General features: G+C 56.8%; 14 protein-coding genes. 4 read left to right on the forward strand and 10 right to left on the reverse strand.

Features of this window, described 5'->3' with window-relative positions:
- Positions 1-466: 466 nt before the first annotated feature.
- The 3 genes from NRG23_RS02510 (at position 467) to NRG23_RS02520 (ending at position 2,856) form a co-directional block, all read left to right on the forward strand.
- Entirely contained in the window at positions 467-1,459 is a 993-nt protein-coding gene (locus NRG23_RS02510) for a hypothetical protein (protein WP_257373633.1), read from the forward strand.
- Between the two features lie 84 nt (positions 1,460-1,543).
- Positions 1,544-2,263 carry a hypothetical protein gene (locus NRG23_RS02515; protein WP_257373634.1) on the forward strand — a complete coding sequence of 240 codons (720 nt, stop codon included), beginning with the start codon at positions 1,544-1,546 and terminating at the stop codon, positions 2,261-2,263.
- Positions 2,260-2,856 carry a hypothetical protein gene (locus tag NRG23_RS02520; protein ID WP_257373635.1) on the forward strand — a complete coding sequence of 199 codons (597 nt, stop codon included), beginning with the start codon at positions 2,260-2,262 and terminating at the stop codon, positions 2,854-2,856. The genes NRG23_RS02515 and NRG23_RS02520 overlap by 4 nt, the downstream gene beginning before the upstream one ends.
- A 220-nt stretch (positions 2,857-3,076) precedes the next feature.
- Here the strand turns inward: NRG23_RS02520 and NRG23_RS02525 are convergent, their stop codons facing one another.
- Positions 3,077-4,189, reverse strand: coding sequence for a site-specific integrase (locus tag NRG23_RS02525; RefSeq protein ID WP_257373636.1), 1,113 nt, complete (start codon positions 4,187-4,189; stop codon positions 3,077-3,079).
- 78 nt (positions 4,190-4,267) lie between these two features.
- On the opposite strand from NRG23_RS02525, the gene NRG23_RS02530 reads away from it, so the two are divergent.
- On the forward strand, positions 4,268-5,146 hold the full coding sequence (locus NRG23_RS02530; protein WP_257373637.1) for a DNA-binding protein: 879 nt from the start codon (positions 4,268-4,270) through the stop codon (positions 5,144-5,146).
- 1,668 nt (positions 5,147-6,814) lie between these two features.
- Here NRG23_RS02530 and NRG23_RS02535 read toward each other — a convergent pair.
- From NRG23_RS02535 to NRG23_RS02575, 9 genes are all read right to left on the reverse strand, one after another.
- Entirely contained in the window at positions 6,815-7,198 is a 384-nt protein-coding gene (locus tag NRG23_RS02535) for a VOC family protein (RefSeq protein WP_257373638.1), read from the reverse strand.
- Between the two features lie 81 nt (positions 7,199-7,279).
- Complete coding sequence (locus NRG23_RS02540; protein ID WP_257373639.1) at positions 7,280-8,398, reverse strand: S-(hydroxymethyl)glutathione dehydrogenase/class III alcohol dehydrogenase; 1,119 nt, start codon at positions 8,396-8,398, stop codon at positions 7,280-7,282.
- A gap of 59 nt (positions 8,399-8,457) precedes the next feature.
- Positions 8,458-9,597, reverse strand: coding sequence for an FAD-binding oxidoreductase (locus NRG23_RS02545; protein ID WP_257373640.1), 1,140 nt, complete (start codon positions 9,595-9,597; stop codon positions 8,458-8,460).
- Between the two features lies 1 nt (position 9,598).
- Positions 9,599-10,672: an aromatic ring-hydroxylating dioxygenase subunit alpha gene (locus NRG23_RS02550; RefSeq protein WP_257373641.1), complete on the reverse strand. Its 1,074-nt coding sequence runs from the start codon at positions 10,670-10,672 to the stop codon at positions 9,599-9,601.
- 264 nt (positions 10,673-10,936) lie between these two features.
- Positions 10,937-12,058 (reverse strand): M14 family metallopeptidase, encoded by a 1,122-nt coding sequence (locus tag NRG23_RS02555; protein WP_257373642.1) that lies wholly within the window; start codon positions 12,056-12,058, stop codon positions 10,937-10,939.
- A 73-nt stretch (positions 12,059-12,131) separates the two neighbouring features.
- Positions 12,132-12,899, reverse strand: coding sequence for an ABC transporter ATP-binding protein (locus NRG23_RS02560; RefSeq protein WP_257373643.1), 768 nt, complete (start codon positions 12,897-12,899; stop codon positions 12,132-12,134).
- Positions 12,900-12,926: 27 nt separating this feature from the next.
- Positions 12,927-13,640: an ABC transporter permease gene (locus NRG23_RS02565; protein ID WP_257373644.1), complete on the reverse strand. Its 714-nt coding sequence runs from the start codon at positions 13,638-13,640 to the stop codon at positions 12,927-12,929.
- Complete coding sequence (locus NRG23_RS02570; protein WP_257373645.1) at positions 13,637-14,326, reverse strand: ABC transporter permease; 690 nt, start codon at positions 14,324-14,326, stop codon at positions 13,637-13,639. The genes NRG23_RS02565 and NRG23_RS02570 overlap by 4 nt, the downstream gene beginning before the upstream one ends.
- 139 nt (positions 14,327-14,465) lie before the next feature.
- Positions 14,466-15,236: an ABC transporter substrate-binding protein gene (locus NRG23_RS02575; RefSeq protein ID WP_257373646.1), complete on the reverse strand. Its 771-nt coding sequence runs from the start codon at positions 15,234-15,236 to the stop codon at positions 14,466-14,468.
- Between the last annotated feature and the right edge of the window lie 151 nt (positions 15,237-15,387).

The raw sequence follows: 15,387 nt of genomic DNA on the forward strand, positions 1-15,387 counted from the left end.
ACAACCCGACCACTTCACTGCCTTCGTATTCTCCGCCTGAGTCGCTGCACCCGCATTGGCCAGCCTGCGCGGTGGCCTGAATCAGTGAGCCGCACTTGAGGTGTTCATGCAGGGCAAGGACGAGGTGTTACCCGCTCGTAGGAGGACGGCATTGGTGGATTGCATCAGGTCTTGGTCGGGCAGTGCATCGCGTGCTCGTACCAGTGAGCGTCGGGGGTACTGCCATCACGAGGGACCTGCTGGATCCACCTTCGCAGGGGGCGAGGATTGGTTCGACGTGGCGGACATTACAACCCTGTGGCGACCCGACCGTAAAACGGTTCGGAAGGGCGCGGCCCTTACGCCTGTTCAAGCAGCCCGGCCGCCACGGGAATCTTGGTGCGGGGTATTGGTCACAATTGATGGCATTATGCGAGCACTGGGTTAATATACAGCTGTGTGCGACTGGGTCTCCACGAGGACGCTGATGATTACTTCGATTGAAATTGTTGAGCTGAGAACGCTTACGGATTTGAACTCGCTTTATCACCTAGCATCCGAGCGCACCTTTACCAGGGAGCAGTATCGGACTCCTCTGCGACCCTATCGGTTGATAAAGGCCGAGGCGAGCTGTCAGTACCAGAAGCATGGAAAGCGCTGTGCTCAGTTGCATCAGCATGGTTACGTCGTCGAGCTTCATGATGCTTCACAGGTGCTGATCGGTAACTGCTGCGCGCTCAACCACCTGGGTTTGGATGATGAGCAGGTCAGGGGTGAGTTCAAGCGGCTGAGCGCTACCGAACGGCAGAACATCCGGCGCCACAGGGTCGAGACCCTGCTCAGCCAGCGGGAATCTTTGATTGACCGAGTTCGCGCGGCGAATAGCAAGCACCGTGAACTGCAAGGCCGCGCCAGTGCGGTCCTGTCTGCCCTTCCTCAGCGCATTGGGGAACTTTTGAATGACCGTTGGAAGAGAAGTGCACTGGGAGTCTCCTGGGACTACCAAGTCGTCAAGAAGGGGGTCGACGAGAAGGGCAAACCCTACGAGGAGCGGCACTGGTACCCGCATTCATTCGGCAAGCTTAAGGGTTTGGGATTGTGGTTACAGCTAGGGGAGCAGCGGTATCAGGAGCGTTTGTTTGAGATGCGCAAGCGGCTTGAGGCGATCTCACCTAAATTGCGGTTGAACACTGCAGAGCTGGAGTCAGCCGAAGCTGCGCTCAATGATATGACAGAGTTGGCCGTCATCGAACGAGAGCTGCATGCCCAGGCCACGCTGCTCAATGACTTTCTCGAACCGGGTAATCTTCAGCTAACGGTCCAGCTTATCAGTAGTCATCAGGCGCGGGCTGACACCGTGAAAGCCGTGTACTGTTTGCTAGGGCAGTCGCTCGACGTCTCTCCAAGCAAACACGTCGCGGCCATCGACCTGGCGTTCAAGCAGCGCTACTCAACCGGTGCTATCCGCATCGGCTCCTGATCTGGTGCCCAACGTTCGCGCTTAGCCGCTTTCGTTGCTGCGCCTGTGGGTAGGAATTACGGCAGATAGGATCAAGTACGTCCCATGAAGCTTTACGAAAACATCACCATCGGCAATTTCCTCTTCTCGTTGGGCTACTCGATACGCGATAAACAACGAGACTCCGGCATGGGAGCGGCGGGATCTGTCAACTTGCTCCAGCAAACGCCTGCCGACCAACTGTTGGGCGACGTGTTGGTGAAGTTTAGCGGAGTGGTCCGGCTCTTGGAGTTCAAAGCGGAAGGAGCGGACTTAAGGAAGGAACGGGGCAAGCACGCAGGACTCAAGCAAATCATTGACGACCTGGGGCTCGCCGAAATTTCCCGAGAAGTGCATTGGTACGTTGAGACTAAAGCTACCGCCGATACGTTAGGCCTGCTGACAGTCCCGTATCTGGATGTCTTCCCCAGGGATCATCATCCACGCAGCGGCCGACTCGAGGACCTCGTTCAGTCGACGGCTGAAGCCATTGCCACCCAGAAAACCAGGTTTTCCGGCGCGCAAATCAACCAGTACCTCTTGGCCATCAAGACTGTAAGTGGCAAAGCCGCTTCAGGAACTGGTGGGTTGTTGCTTTTGGCTGAACCCGGTGGCGTACTGAAGTTCGCGCCGCTGGAGGACATGCTGGAGCTCAATATGAAGCACCGCGAATGGGTGATGGAGCGGATCGCACGTACTGAGCGCAGCCACGAATTGATGCTGCGGAAAGAGCAAGAAAAGGCGCTCACCAAAAAGATGACTTACGACCGAGGCTTGAGCCGATGACGACGCTCGTGACTGCGCGCGAATACGAAAGCTACGACGAGAAAATTCGAGCGCAAGCTGAAATGCTCACTTCATTACTCTCGGCAGGGTTGCAGACACAGGACGCCGCTGACAAAGCCGTTCTGGCTCTGAACAGGCTTCAGCAAGAGGTGCACAGGCAGATCTCTACCGCGAGAGATGACCTCTCGACCCTTGCGGATGCAACTGCTACCGAGGCTGCAAAATTGCTGACCGAGAAATTCGACCGAGCCAATGAGGCAGCAGCGGTGGCAGCCCAGCGCTATGAGAAAGCAGGGCGCCTCTTGGGGTTGAAAACATTTGTGACCTTGGTCGGATCTCTTGCCGTGTTCGGTGCGACCGCATGGTTCCTGGCGAGCCCCCTGTTACCGAGCCATGAGGAGATCGAGTTTCGACGCAGGCAAATCGTTGAGATGGAGGCCAAGGCCGCGGCACTTGCAAGGAAAGGGGTCAATCTCGATTGGACCCAATGCAAGGCGGGCCCCTTGAACAAAAGGAGGCTGTGCTTCAGGTCGGATGGTGAGATTTACACGATAGAAGGGACTGATCAGCACTACGCGCTACCATACCATTGAGCTACGTGGCCGAGCGCCACAGGGGCGTAAGCCGCCTATGTTAAGCATTGAGGGTTTTTCTGGCCTGCGCCAGCTCTATGCGTGCGCCTCAGTCGCCGCGGTTCCTTGCGTTGTTGCTGTAGATAATGTGGATCGAGTGGGAAGCCGCGGCGCGGCGCCGTCTGCCCGAGGTATGCCCCGATCGCCGAATGACGGTGACGCTGCAGGCTGACGCTGCGGATCAGGCATTTTGATCAGAGCGATGCCGCTCTTCGTCTTCCAGTAAGCAGGTGGCACGACTGGACAGCATGGATCCGGCTTGGAAATAGCCCATCACCGTGCTGACGCTGCGGTGCTCGGTCATCGCCATCACCTCACCCAGCGGCACGCCCTGACGCCCGGCCTCGGTGACAAACCCCGACCTTAAACTGTGCGCCGCCCAATCGCCGTCCAACCCGGCCAATTGGGCGCGGCGTTGAACAATCCGCGCCACCTGGTCAGCTGACAAGCCTTGGGTACAGACCTTGCCACCTTTAAAGAGGCGACGAAACAGCGGGCCGTCGTCGGCGGGCGCGACTGTCAGCCAGGCGGTTAGTGCCTGGGCCGCCGGCCCACGTAGCGGCTTCTCGCGGCGCACGCCGCCGGTGTCGGTCTTGGTTGCCCCCAAGGCGTACAGCCAGGTGTCAGCATCCAGTTTTCGTACATCGCCGATCTGCAACCCCACCACTTCCGAGCGCCGACGGCCGCCACCACTCCAGGCCAGCAGGAGTAGGGCGCGATCGCGTACGCCGCGCACGCCGTCGGTGCAGGTGGCCAGTAGTGCTTGCAGCGGCTCGACCACCACCGCGGTCTTCTTGCGTACGGTTATTCCTTGGCGCGATTGCGCCTTGCGTGCGTCGCGCAGCAGGGTCTTCAGGGCTGGAGCTTCGGTCGGGCTGTCCCAGGCGTTGAGCCGGTGCCATTTGCCGAGTACCGCCAGGCGGTGGCTGACGGTGCTGAGCGCCAATGGCCCAGGCTTGGCCTTGACCCGTGCGGCCACCAGCGCAGCGTCAACCGACGGCGGCAGCAGGTGGGCCCAGGTGCCGTCGGCCAACGGTCGGGCCAGGTGATCGAGGACAAATTGCACGGCCACCGTGGTCGGCAGGGGCGCATCACCCAGCGCCTGGTCATAGCGCAATTGCAGCCAGGCCGACCAATAGGCGAGGGCGCTGCGGTAGCTGCGCACGGTGTTGGCGGCGGTGCCGGCAGCGATAAACGCTGCTGCAGCCTCTTGGGCGTTAAGGGCCAGGGCATGCGGATCCAGGGGTATTTCGTCGGCCAGCGGTAACTGATCTGTAATATCTATTACGTTCAACGTATTATAATTCCAATATCGGCCAAATAAGGTCGGATAATCTTTCATTATCAGACCTAATATAGCGGAGGGTAGGGTATGGCGGTAGGGGTGCCGGAAAGCGAGGTGTTTACCGCGGCGGATGCGGTGTTGGCGCGTGGCGAACGGCCGACGGTCGAACGGGTGCGCCTGGAGCTGGGGCGCGGCAGTCCGGCGCGGGTTGGCGGCCTGTTGGACCAGTGGTGGGCGCGCCTAGCCGAACGTCTGAATGGCGAGACGCGCCTGCCGGCCCTGCCCGCTGAGGTATCGCAGGCTTTTGTCGCGGTGTGGCAGCAGGCGATCCACCTGGCACAGGGCGTCGCCGAACAGGCGCTGGCCGAACAACGCCAGGTGCTGGATGCCGAGCGCGAACGAGTAGCAGCGGTCGAGGACCAGGCGCGTCAGGATGCCGCGCAGTTTCGGCAACTTGCGGTGGAGGCCGTGGCCGGGCGCCAGGGCGTCGAGGCGCGTCTGGCCGATTTGGAACTGCTGTTGGCGCAGCGCCAGACGCAGATCGAGGACTTGCAGCAGCAGCGTGAAGGTTTGCTGCGCGAGCGCCGTGAAGCGCAGCAGTACAACCAGACATTGCAGCAGGATCTAGAGGCGCTACGACTCAAGGCCGAGCAGGAGCGCGTGGCGCAGGAGAGCTACGTGCGCGGAGTTGAAGATCGCGCGCACCGCGAAGTCGACCGCGTCCGGGACGAGGGCAAAGCCATGACGGCCCAATTCAAGGAGGCCGGGCGACATGTCGGGCAGTTGCAACGGCGGCTGGAGTCGATCCAGACCGAGCTGAGCCATACCCAGCAACGTGCCGCGGCACAGCACGCCCGCGCTGAAACACTGGAGCAGCAATTGACGCAGGTGCGTCAGGTTCCCGCCACGAAGCGTAAGCCGCGGAGTCGAAAACCCACGGCGTCGAAAAGCGAACCCTCAGGATGATGTCGGTAATGTCCGTAAGACCACAATGTCGAGGCACACCAGGGCGCTTCGACAACGAGAAGCTCTCAGGCGCTTTTTGATCGACGGGACCGCATGAGAGACATCCCACACCCCAGTGGCATGGGGTCAATGATTTGTGGAATGAAAGCGAGTCAAAGGCTGTCGCTGCTTTCCGAAAAGTCCGCAAACCGAGGAGGAATAGCTCGCAAGGTCAGCTCAGGACTCATCCGCAAGGAGCTGGTGGCTCGATTTGTCGAGTGGTTCCTCAAGGAAAGGCGTCCTGGTGAAGCAAGACACGTTAAACGCCTGATGGCTACAGTCGCGAATACGTGCCGCCGTGAATTCCGACGTCGGGCTCACTATTTTCCTTGTCATCTGACCTACACCAAACTGCCAACCTCTATATACGGTAGGTCCGGTCACCTTCCATAATCGATCAAGCGCCACTGGCGAGCTTCTCAAGCAGCGGCTACCTATTGCGAAAGCAAAGGCAATGTCGCTCCATGAGCGGCGGCTGTCTGCACAGGCATTGAAGTATTACCCAAATTTCCGGTGGCTAGCCGTAGTCAACGTGTCGGATTGTGATGAGCAGACGTCCGATCTTTTGGCCGAGAAGGCTGTTACCCGTGCCTTAGACATGCATCCATGTACTCATCGGCGCGCCTTGGACCAGTCGAATGCAAATAGTCGGAATGGGTGTGCGGCACTAACTGTTACTGAGAGCGGTGGCCTTGAGCCTTCCGTCTCTCTGGCATATTTGGGAGAGTCCGCTTCGATGATTCTTGGGCAGCCGATCTTGATGATGACGTCGGAGCCGACTTCTTGACAATCTTCGGGACCGCGCTTGAGAGCGTGGTAAATCCAAATCTGATTCGGCCCTTGAGCCGAAGATATCTGCACGCGGCTCAGTGGCTTGGAGTAGCAGCGCGCGATAAGCATCCCGCGACCAAAATCGTGAAAGATATGACTGCGCTTGAGCGCATGCTGCTTCCCATCAAAGTCGAAAATTGCTGACGTGATTTCCGGTCGTATTGCCGCTCTATGTGTCTGTCCTTGCAGGACGCTGGACGGGACGAGCTTCAACGAATGGCGGGGCTGCTTGGACGAGTCTCGTTGGAATGCATTATCCAGAGTGGTTTCCGGATTTTTTGTTAGGTTAAGTGAACCTTTCAGTTCGGATCATCTTATTTGGTCCTTCTGATAGCTTCCTGGCTGCCTGAAGCAGGTCGACACTTGACCACCTCAGCAGGGAAGTCGCTTGCATCAGATATCTATGTATAGGTGGATTCGGTTTTCCAGAGCCATAGTTCCTTGGCAATAATCTGAGTACTTTCCCTTCCGATGTGTTGAACAACCGTCGCTACCAATGTGAGCTCGGCTTGGTGCCAATCATAGGCCCCAAGGAGGAGCGACACTTCCAGCTCAGTTTCATACTGCTCGCCAATGCGGCGGATGTGGATCAGGCCCTACAGCGGATTGACGAAATCCAAGCGGACCGTCCGACCGAGGTCTGTGAAACACCGCTGTTCGAGCCAAGCGAGGAGTAATTGCGCCTGAAGTCTGCATCCTTACGCCGGCACCATAACCGGCGAATAGAAGTCTCTCAGATGACTCTGAAAAACCAGAGGCGATTCAATCTGGAGACTTCTAAGGGCGCAGGATCAGCGTTTAGGCTGGTTTAAAGCAATAAACGGCTAATTTATTGCCGTCGAGGTCGCGGACATAGGCGGCATAAGCGTTCGGCGCCCAATCGCGAGTTCCTGGCGCCCCTTCATCGGTACCACCGGCCGCCAGTGCTGCTGCGTGGAAAGCATCAATCGAGGCACGATTCGGAGCTTCGAAGCTGACGGTAACCCCGTTACCTACGCTGGCAGGGGCGCCATTGGCTGGCTTTAAAACGAAGAAAGAGGGGGCGTTCTCACCCCAGATTGAACCATTGTCGGCCAGATCGGCGATGCGCTTATGGCCCAACTGACCCAAAGCACTGTCATAGAAAGCACGGGCTTTGTTCAGATCGTTGGTGCCGACGGTAACGTGGGTAAAGATGCTCATCTATTGACTTCTCCGAGTGTAAACACAGTGGGTGGTGCAGTTATTTCAGGGCAACCCTGACGAACGTCGCTGCGCCTAGGCTCAGCGATCAAAATGAATGACGGTGCGAATGCTTTTGCCTTCGTGCATCAGGTCAAAGGCGTTGTTAATGTCATCGAGAACCATGGTATGGGTGATGAAGGTATCCAGCGGGATTTCGCCCTTTTGCGCCTTCTCGACATAGCTGGGTAGCTCACTGCGCCCCTTCACGCCGCCAAAGGCCGACCCGCGCCAGACGCGACCGGTCACCAGTTGAAATGGCCGCGTGCTGATTTCCTGGCCAGCACCGGCGACGCCGATGATCACCGACTCGCCCCAACCCTTGTGGCAGCTTTCCAGCGCGGCGCGCATCAACTGCACGTTGCCGACGCACTCGAAGGAGTAATCGACGCCGCCTTCGGTCAATTCAACGATGACATCTTGAACTGGCTTGTCGTAATCCTTCGGGTTGACGAAGTCGGTCGCCCCTAGTTGTTTGGCTATCTCGAACTTGGCCGGATTGATGTCCACAGCGATGATCCGCCCCGCCTTGGCCATGGTGGCGCCGATGATGGCAGCCAGGCCGATACCCCCCAAACCGAAGATCGCTACCGTGGCGCCTTGCTCGACCTTGGCGGTATTGAGCACTGCACCGATGCCGGTGGTGACACCGCAACCAAGCAAACACACCTTCTCCAGTGGCGCTTCCTTGGGGATTTTCGCCAGCGAGATTGCTGGTAGTACGGTGTATTCAGAAAAAGTCGAACATCCCATGTAGTGATAGATGGGTTCGCCTTTGTATGAGAAGCGACTGGTGCCATCAGGCATCAGGCCTTTGCCCTGAGTAGCGCGGATTTTCTGACACAGGTTAGTCTTGCCGGACAGACAGAACTTACATTCACCACACTCAGGGGTGTAGAGCGGGATCACATGATCGCCCACCGCTACTGAAGTAACGCCCTCGCCAATCGCCTCGACAATACCGCCGCCTTCGTGACCGAGAATGGTTGGAAAGAGGCCTTCGGGGTCAGCACCGGAAAGGGTAAAGGCATCGGTGTGGCAGACGCCGGTAGCGACAATGCGCACCAGTACTTCACCCGCCTGGGGTGGCGCCACATCGACTTCAACGATTTGCAGGGGCTGGTTGGCCGCGAAGGCTACGGCGGCTCGCGATTTGATCATTTTCTTGATTCCTCAGTGCAACGAAAGCGCTAGGCGGTAACTGGTCGTGACAGGAAGGATCACTGCCGCAAGTCCACCGTCACAGCGGTGGTCGGGCGGGTGCAACAGAGCAGGATGTTGCCGCTTTCAGGGGGATCCAGTGGCTCTTCGAAATACTCGACAGAGCCTTGCCGAAGGGGGACTTGGCAGGTGTTACACAGGCCTGCCCGGCAGTTGAATGGCGGAGTCAGGCCGTTCTGTTCGGCAAGTTCAAGCAGCGATTGGCAATTCTGATCCCAGGCCACACGCGTACCCGATGGCAGAAACTCCACGGTTAGCGCACCTTCAATCGATGCGGTCGGCACTTTGGGTACAGGCGACGCGAGGGGGAGGGACGCCACTGGTACGACTTCGTCCTCCTCGAGGATGGTCGCCGGACCGAAGAACTCATAATGAATGCGCTTGCCGGCGATCCCGAGGTCGCGCAACAGGCGCCAGTTCGCCTGCATAAAGAATCTGGGGCCGCACAGATAGACGTCGTAGTCGTCCAGCGGAAGAAGTCTTTGCAAGGTTTCCCGGCTGACCAGGCCCTGGCTGTGAAAGGCAGCGTTGGCATGATCGTCGGCATTCGGGTTGCGATAGCAGAAGTGCACGCTGATCCCTGGACGACGGCTGGCCAGTGCCAAAACCTCGTCGCGAAAAGCATGTACCGTTCCACTTTCGCAGGCATGGATGAAATACACCGGACGCGACGAACTTGTACTCAGTTGATGGAGCATGCTCAACATTGGTGTGAGTCCCACTCCGCCACTGAACAACACCACTGGCCGAGGGCTCTCGTCGTCCAGCACGAAGGTGCCCGTAGGACCGGCGATTTCGAGTGCGTCGCCGACTTGCACATGGTCGTGCAGGTGGTTGGACCCCTGACCCGGCGGCAGCTCTGGCTGGTCGAACGGTGCAGGCTCGCGTTTGACCGAAATGCGTATGCATGAAGGGTCATTGGCGTCTCCGGAGAGACTGTAGTTGCGCAACGCCGTTACACCGCTGCCCAGGGACAGGCGAACGATGAGGAACTGTCCTGGGCGAAAGCGCAAATTGGAAACGCCGTCGCTCGCCGTCAGGACGAAGGAGGTGATGACTGCGCTCTCTTGTTTTTTTTCAATCACCCGGAAGGGTTTGAAACCTGCAGAGGAAGACAACGCTTGCAATTGAGTGCCCATCTCATGCCTCCGTCTGTTGTTCCGCAGTGTGTCGTTGGGTCAGCGGAATCAAGCTGCCAGGCTGTTCCTGGGCAATCAATTTATCGAGGTTACGGCGAAAACGTAGCGGTCCCGAGTCGGAAGCCAGATCGATGTTGGGCGTGCGCTTGTTGGCCATCCCTTTATGTACGGCGCTCAGCACTACTCGATCTTCGGCAAAGGCGTGCCGGACGTCTTCGTCGAACTGGCGTGACACCTCTTCATTTTCTGTATCGAAATTACGCACCTGGAACCAGTAATAACGCGTGTTCGATTCGTCGATGGGGGTCATGAAGTTGTAGGAGTTCATCAGGAACACATGTTCGTGCAGTTCACCTTCATCACTACCGGTACCAGCGGGCGTGAACAGGGCCTTGATAATGGCCTGGGACGGGTAATGCACTTCGTAGTGCTGCTTGCGATCACAATGACCGCTGAACTTGACGAACTTGGCGTAGAACGGTGCTACTTCGACATCGCGCATCCAGCGCGAAACGATTACACCGACATTGGTGACCGTGGTTTGCAACGGTTCCTCTGCGCAGGCTGCGTTACCAAAGGAAGATTGATGCACCCACGCGACGTGTGCGGGGTCCAGCAGGTTGTCGGTCATGTACAGGTAGTTGCACGGGATAACCATGCTGTCGCCGCGATTGAGGCCCCACGCGGGGTCACCCCATTCAGGCACGTGACAAATTTTCGTTTCGTCTGCCAGTTCGAGATCACCCATCCAGATCCAGATCAAACCGTAGCGCACGGCGAGGGGGTAGCTGCGAACCTTGGCGCCTTGGGGAATGCGTTGACTACCGGGCGCGCGGACGCAGCTACCCGAGCAGTCGAAGGTCAAACCGTGGTAACCACATTCAATGTCATCACCTTTGCGACGCCCCATTGACAGTGGCAGCTTGCGGTGAGGACAGGCATCCTCGAGGGCTACCGGGGTGCCATCACTCTTGCGGTAAAGCACCACAGACTCACTGAGAAGAGTTACCGGATAGAGGTCCTCACCCAACTCGGCTTCACTGGCGGCTACATACCATGCGTTTCGCAAGAACATCGGATTTCTCCTTGTTGTTTTGTTGTTCGCCTTTTGCTGACGAACGATGGCTAACGAGGAGGATAGGTTACGAGGATCTGGTTGAGTGAGAATAGATGTTTAAATCTGTTCGTTTATTTAGATTTACTAATAGGTAATTGGGTTGAATGAGTGCGAGGAACCTGGACTTTCGCCAGTCTCTGGCAACGCATTCAAGACCGCGCAAGGCAGTCTTGAATGTGGGGGGATATCGATGGTTTTCAGCCGTTGCGGTGGGTCAGGGATTTACTGATGAGTTGGCGGTTGAATGAGTGGTAGTGCCACCAAAGCACGTTCCCAAATTTGCCGAGTGCGCTGCCAGACGACGGCTTGCCAATCAAGATCGGCTGGGTAGAACTGTTCGAGTAATTCTCGTTTGATTTGCCCGGCATCTGGATCCGTGAAATCCCCGTGCAGGTGCAGCCAATGGTCGTTGCGCAAAACAGTGTGGACCTGCTCTCCCGGATAAGTGCCGCATTCAATGACGAATGGCATCAAGTGTATGTACGGCAGCGCGTCAATGATGGCTTGTGATGTGTAGCCAGTCGCAGTTGCAGCTACGCCTGTATCGCTCTGGCTGCCGGGTCCGGTGATCAGGGTGTACAGCCACGGCCCATAGATCGCTTGAGCATCGGCAAGTGCTGGATAGGCGGACTGGGCAATCGTCATCAGCATCGGGTGGCCATAGTCTCCAGCGCCGGTGTGAAGGTCAAAACACATGACCGCCTGGGTGTGGCTCAAGTGCTCTTGTAAAATTCGGTGCAGGGTTTTGTTCGTCCAACCCGGAGTCTGTCCGCCGTAGTAAAGACCGTCAGGGTGGTTGTACTGGCCGGCCTCGACAATCGACATCACCGCTGCCCAGCCCTCTGTGCGAACTCGATCGTTGAGCAGGGCGTCGGCCTGTTCGCGCGATGGCCCCGACAGCTGTTTGCAGGTATAGATAGCGTGCAATGCCTCGTACTGGCGGTTATCGGGCAATCCTTGAGTGAAGTCTAGATAGTTGCGATTGAGGTCGATGTTGTCTTCATTGACGCGGCGTATCCAGGCCGTACCCCAGGGGTTAATGAGGTGGATCATCAGCACCGCGACATCGGCAGGCAGGGTCCTTTTGTTGAATTCCTGTAACCATCTGATCTGACAGTTCGAGCCATAGAAACCTTCAACACCGTGGGTGCCGCTGAGGGCGACCAGTACTTTCCTGGCGTGTGGATCGCCAAGCCAGGCAACATCGGTACTCAGTGGCTCGCCAAAGGGCCCGCTCAATGGGTGGGGGTAGGTTGTCAGGCTGGCACCTGCCGCTTTAGCTGCGGCCAGAAATTGCTCACGTTGGCTGTTGTAACTCGGGTGCGTGGGAAAGCCTGCGCTCATGGTCACCTCTTGTCGATCGCTGGTACCGGACGCTCATGGAGCGTCCGGTGCCAATGTTTGGAAGTACGACGGGTTATTTCAAACGGCCGGAGAGAAACTGGGTCAATCGTTCGCTTTTCGGGTTGACCAATACTTCGCCGGGATGTCCTTCCTCTTCTACGCGACCTTGATGCAGGAACATGACGTGGTTGGAAATGTTGCGGGCAAAGCCCATCTCGTGGGTGACCACGACCATGGTTCGGCCTTCCTCTGCCAGCGCTTGCATCACTTTCAACACTTCGCCGACCAGCTCCGGGTCGAGCGCTGATGTCGGTTCGTCGAACAGCATCACTTCCGGCTCCATCGCCAGCGCACGAGCTATCGCCACGCGCTGTTGCTGACCACCCGACAGATGCGAGGGATATTTACTTTCCACGCTCGAGTCCAGGCCAACCTTGCGCAGGTACTGGTGGGCTCGCTGCACAGCTTCCTTGCGCTTGATGCCAAGGACATGAATGGGTGCTTCGATGATGTTTTCCAGCACCGTCATGTGCTGCCACAGGTTGAAGTGCTGGAACACCATCGACAGTTTGGTGCGTATTTTTTGCAGCTGGCGCGGATCCGCCACATTCATGGCGCCGTTGATATCTTGTTTCGTGCGAATTTCCTCGTTGTTCACGGTAATTCGCCCGGCACAGGGCTGTTCGAGAAAGTTGATGCAGCGCAGGAAGGTGCTCTTGCCCGATCCGCTCGAACCGATGATGCTGATGACATCACCTGCTTTGGCTTTGAGTGATACACCTTTGAGTACTTCATGAGGGCCGTACTTCTTGTACAGCTCATCTATTTTTAATTTGTACATTATCGACGCTCTCCAAGTGGCGGCAGATCAATGAGCTTGAGGTTTCAAGAAGGCCAGCCAGCGAATTTCGCAGCGACGAAAAAGCCAGACCAGGGTAAACACCATCAAGGCATAGAGCACCGCCGCTATACCGAATGCCTCGAACGAGGAGTAAGTGGCCGAGTTCACATCACGGGCGACCTTGAGCAAATCAGGTACGGTGGCGGTGAATGCGAGGGTGGTGGAGTGCAGCATGAGGATCACCTCATTGCTGTAGTACGGCAGCGCACGACGTAGCGAAGACGGCAAAATGATTCGTCGGTACAAGGTAAAGCTGGACATGCCATAAGCGCGACCGGCTTCAATTTCACCGTAAGGTGTCGCGCGGATCGCTCCGGCGAAAACCTCCGTGGTGTATGCGCAGGTGTTGAGGGCAAAAGCCAGTAACGTGCAGTTGATCCCTTCGCGGAAGAAGGCATTCAATTCCGGTTGGGATCGGACCATTTCCAGGCTGTAGACACCGGTATAAAGAAGCAGCAACTGGATATACAGCGGCGTACCACGAAACACATAGGTATAGAACCAGACGGGCCCACGGATGAACGGGTTTCTTGAGACGCGCGCCACTGCCAGTGGCACAGCGAAGACGCCGCCGATGGCGATGGAAACCACCAGCAGCCACAACGTCATGGCAACGCCGGACAGTTGATAGCCATCGAACCAAAGGTAGGATTGCCAATAGTCCTGGATGATTTCGATCATAGCTGTGCCCCTCTGACACCGGCAGAGTAGCGGCGCTCCAGCCACATCAGGATGCCGTTGGACAGGGTGGTAATCGCTAGATAAATCAGAGCGCCGATCAGACTGAAGTAGAACAGTTGCATCGAGTGTTTGCCGGCATCCTGGGTTACCTTGACGATATCGATAAGACCGATAATCGAGACCAGCGCGGTTGCCTTGATCAGCACCTGCCAGTTGTTGCCTATACCTGGAAGTGCGAAGCGCATCATTTGTGGGAACAGGACCCGCACAAATATTTGTCGACGATTCATTCCATAAGCGATGGCAGCCTCAAGCTGGCCGGCAGGTACAGACTGAAAGGCGCCGCGAAACGTCTCGGTGAAATAGGCGCCGTAGATGAAACCAAGGGTAAAAACCCCGGCAACAAATGGATTGAGATCAACCTGCTCGAAGTGCATCCGTTCGGTAAAAACATTCAACAAAATTTGCAGGCTGTAGAACAACAGCAACATGATCACCAGATCAGGAACACTGCGGATCAACGTTGTGTAACCTGTTGCCAACACTCGCAAGAGGCGCTGGTTGGAAAGCTTTGCCGACGCACCGATTAAACCGAGTGACACAGCCAGCAACATCGAGAGCAACGCCAGCTTGATGGTTGCGAAGGTACCTTCGAGTATCAACGCACCATAACCCTGTAAAAACATGTTTTGTCTCTCCTTCGGCAATAGCGGTCCGTAGGCCGTCTATTTAGAGGCTTGGAAGTCAGGGGAACTGCGGGGGAGGGTATGGCCAAGGCTCTTGATCATCTACGCAAGGACGATCAGAGCCAGCCAGGAAAAGGATTCAGTTATAGATGTCGAAAGTGAAGTACTTCTTCTGAAGCGCCTCGTAGGTTCCATTTTCGTGCATTTCTGCCAGAGCGCCGTTGATGGCTTTGATCAGTGCCTGGTCATCCTTGCGCAGGCCAATCGCAATCCCCTGGCCCAGTAGCTTTTCGTCCTGGACAGTGTCGCCAGCAAAGGCGAAACCGGTATTTTGGGGCGTCTGCAAGAAGCCGATGTCTGCAACGACCGCATCTGTCAGGGTGGCATCGATACGGCCACTGACCAGGTCCGGGTAGAGCAGATCCTGATTGGTGTAGGACACCATGGTAATGCCATGTGGTGCCCAAACTGACCTGACGTAAGCCTCCTGGGTACTGCCTTGGGCGACGCCGACACGCTTGCCCTTGAGCGACTCCACAGTGGGAAGTAAACCGCTATCAGTCTTGGCGATCAGACGATTGGGCGAGTTGTAGAGCCGGTCAGAGAACGCGATATTCTCTTTGCGTTTTTCGTTGACGGTCATCGCAGAAAGAATCCCATCGAACTTCTTCGCCTTGAGTGCTGGGATGATGCTGTCGAAAGCGACTTCCACCCAGACGCACTTGACCTTGAGCTGAGCGCAAATGGCATTACCCAGATCAATATCGAAACCGACTAATTGACCACTTGGCTCCTTTGATTCGAAAGGAGCGAACGTCGGATCTACACCGAAGCGAATCGTACTCAAATCGTTAGCGAACGCGCCGGTCGACGCGAGAGCAAATACCGTGGCGAGAATGATTTTTTTCATTTTTCTTTGCCTTTTTCTGTCATTGGAGTTTGCGCATGGCTAATGCAAGGTCTTGGTGCAGGGCTAATCCAGGTGACCTTCACTGCCTGCAAGAGGCTGTGCTGGCAGGACCAGAATACGAGAGTCTGAACATTCGAAAAGATGTTAAAAA

The organism is Pseudomonas sp. T8, assembly GCF_024610635.1.
Classification (GTDB): Bacteria; Pseudomonadota; Gammaproteobacteria; order Pseudomonadales; family Pseudomonadaceae; genus Aquipseudomonas; species Aquipseudomonas chlororaphis_I.

What these genes read in the sequence shown, in the direction of transcription:
- NRG23_RS02510 (WP_257373633.1), top strand. Translation starts at nt 467, where the DNA reads ATGATTACTTCGATTGAAATTGTTGAGCTGAGAACGCTTACGGATTTG.
- NRG23_RS02515 (WP_257373634.1), top strand. Translation starts at nt 1,544, where the DNA reads ATGAAGCTTTACGAAAACATCACCATCGGCAATTTCCTCTTCTCGTTG.
- NRG23_RS02520 (WP_257373635.1), top strand. Translation starts at nt 2,260, where the DNA reads ATGACGACGCTCGTGACTGCGCGCGAATACGAAAGCTACGACGAGAAA.
- NRG23_RS02530 (WP_257373637.1), top strand. Translation starts at nt 4,268, where the DNA reads ATGGCGGTAGGGGTGCCGGAAAGCGAGGTGTTTACCGCGGCGGATGCG.
- NRG23_RS02535 (WP_257373638.1), bottom strand. Translation starts at nt 7,198, where the DNA reads ATGAGCATCTTTACCCACGTTACCGTCGGCACCAACGATCTGAACAAA.
- NRG23_RS02540 (WP_257373639.1), bottom strand. Translation starts at nt 8,398, where the DNA reads ATGATCAAATCGCGAGCCGCCGTAGCCTTCGCGGCCAACCAGCCCCTG.
- NRG23_RS02545 (WP_257373640.1), bottom strand. Translation starts at nt 9,597, where the DNA reads ATGGGCACTCAATTGCAAGCGTTGTCTTCCTCTGCAGGTTTCAAACCC.
- NRG23_RS02550 (WP_257373641.1), bottom strand. Translation starts at nt 10,672, where the DNA reads ATGTTCTTGCGAAACGCATGGTATGTAGCCGCCAGTGAAGCCGAGTTG.
- NRG23_RS02555 (WP_257373642.1), bottom strand. Translation starts at nt 12,058, where the DNA reads ATGAGCGCAGGCTTTCCCACGCACCCGAGTTACAACAGCCAACGTGAG.
- NRG23_RS02560 (WP_257373643.1), bottom strand. Translation starts at nt 12,899, where the DNA reads ATGTACAAATTAAAAATAGATGAGCTGTACAAGAAGTACGGCCCTCAT.
- NRG23_RS02565 (WP_257373644.1), bottom strand. Translation starts at nt 13,640, where the DNA reads ATGATCGAAATCATCCAGGACTATTGGCAATCCTACCTTTGGTTCGAT.
- NRG23_RS02570 (WP_257373645.1), bottom strand. Translation starts at nt 14,326, where the DNA reads ATGTTTTTACAGGGTTATGGTGCGTTGATACTCGAAGGTACCTTCGCA.
- NRG23_RS02575 (WP_257373646.1), bottom strand. Translation starts at nt 15,236, where the DNA reads ATGAAAAAAATCATTCTCGCCACGGTATTTGCTCTCGCGTCGACCGGC.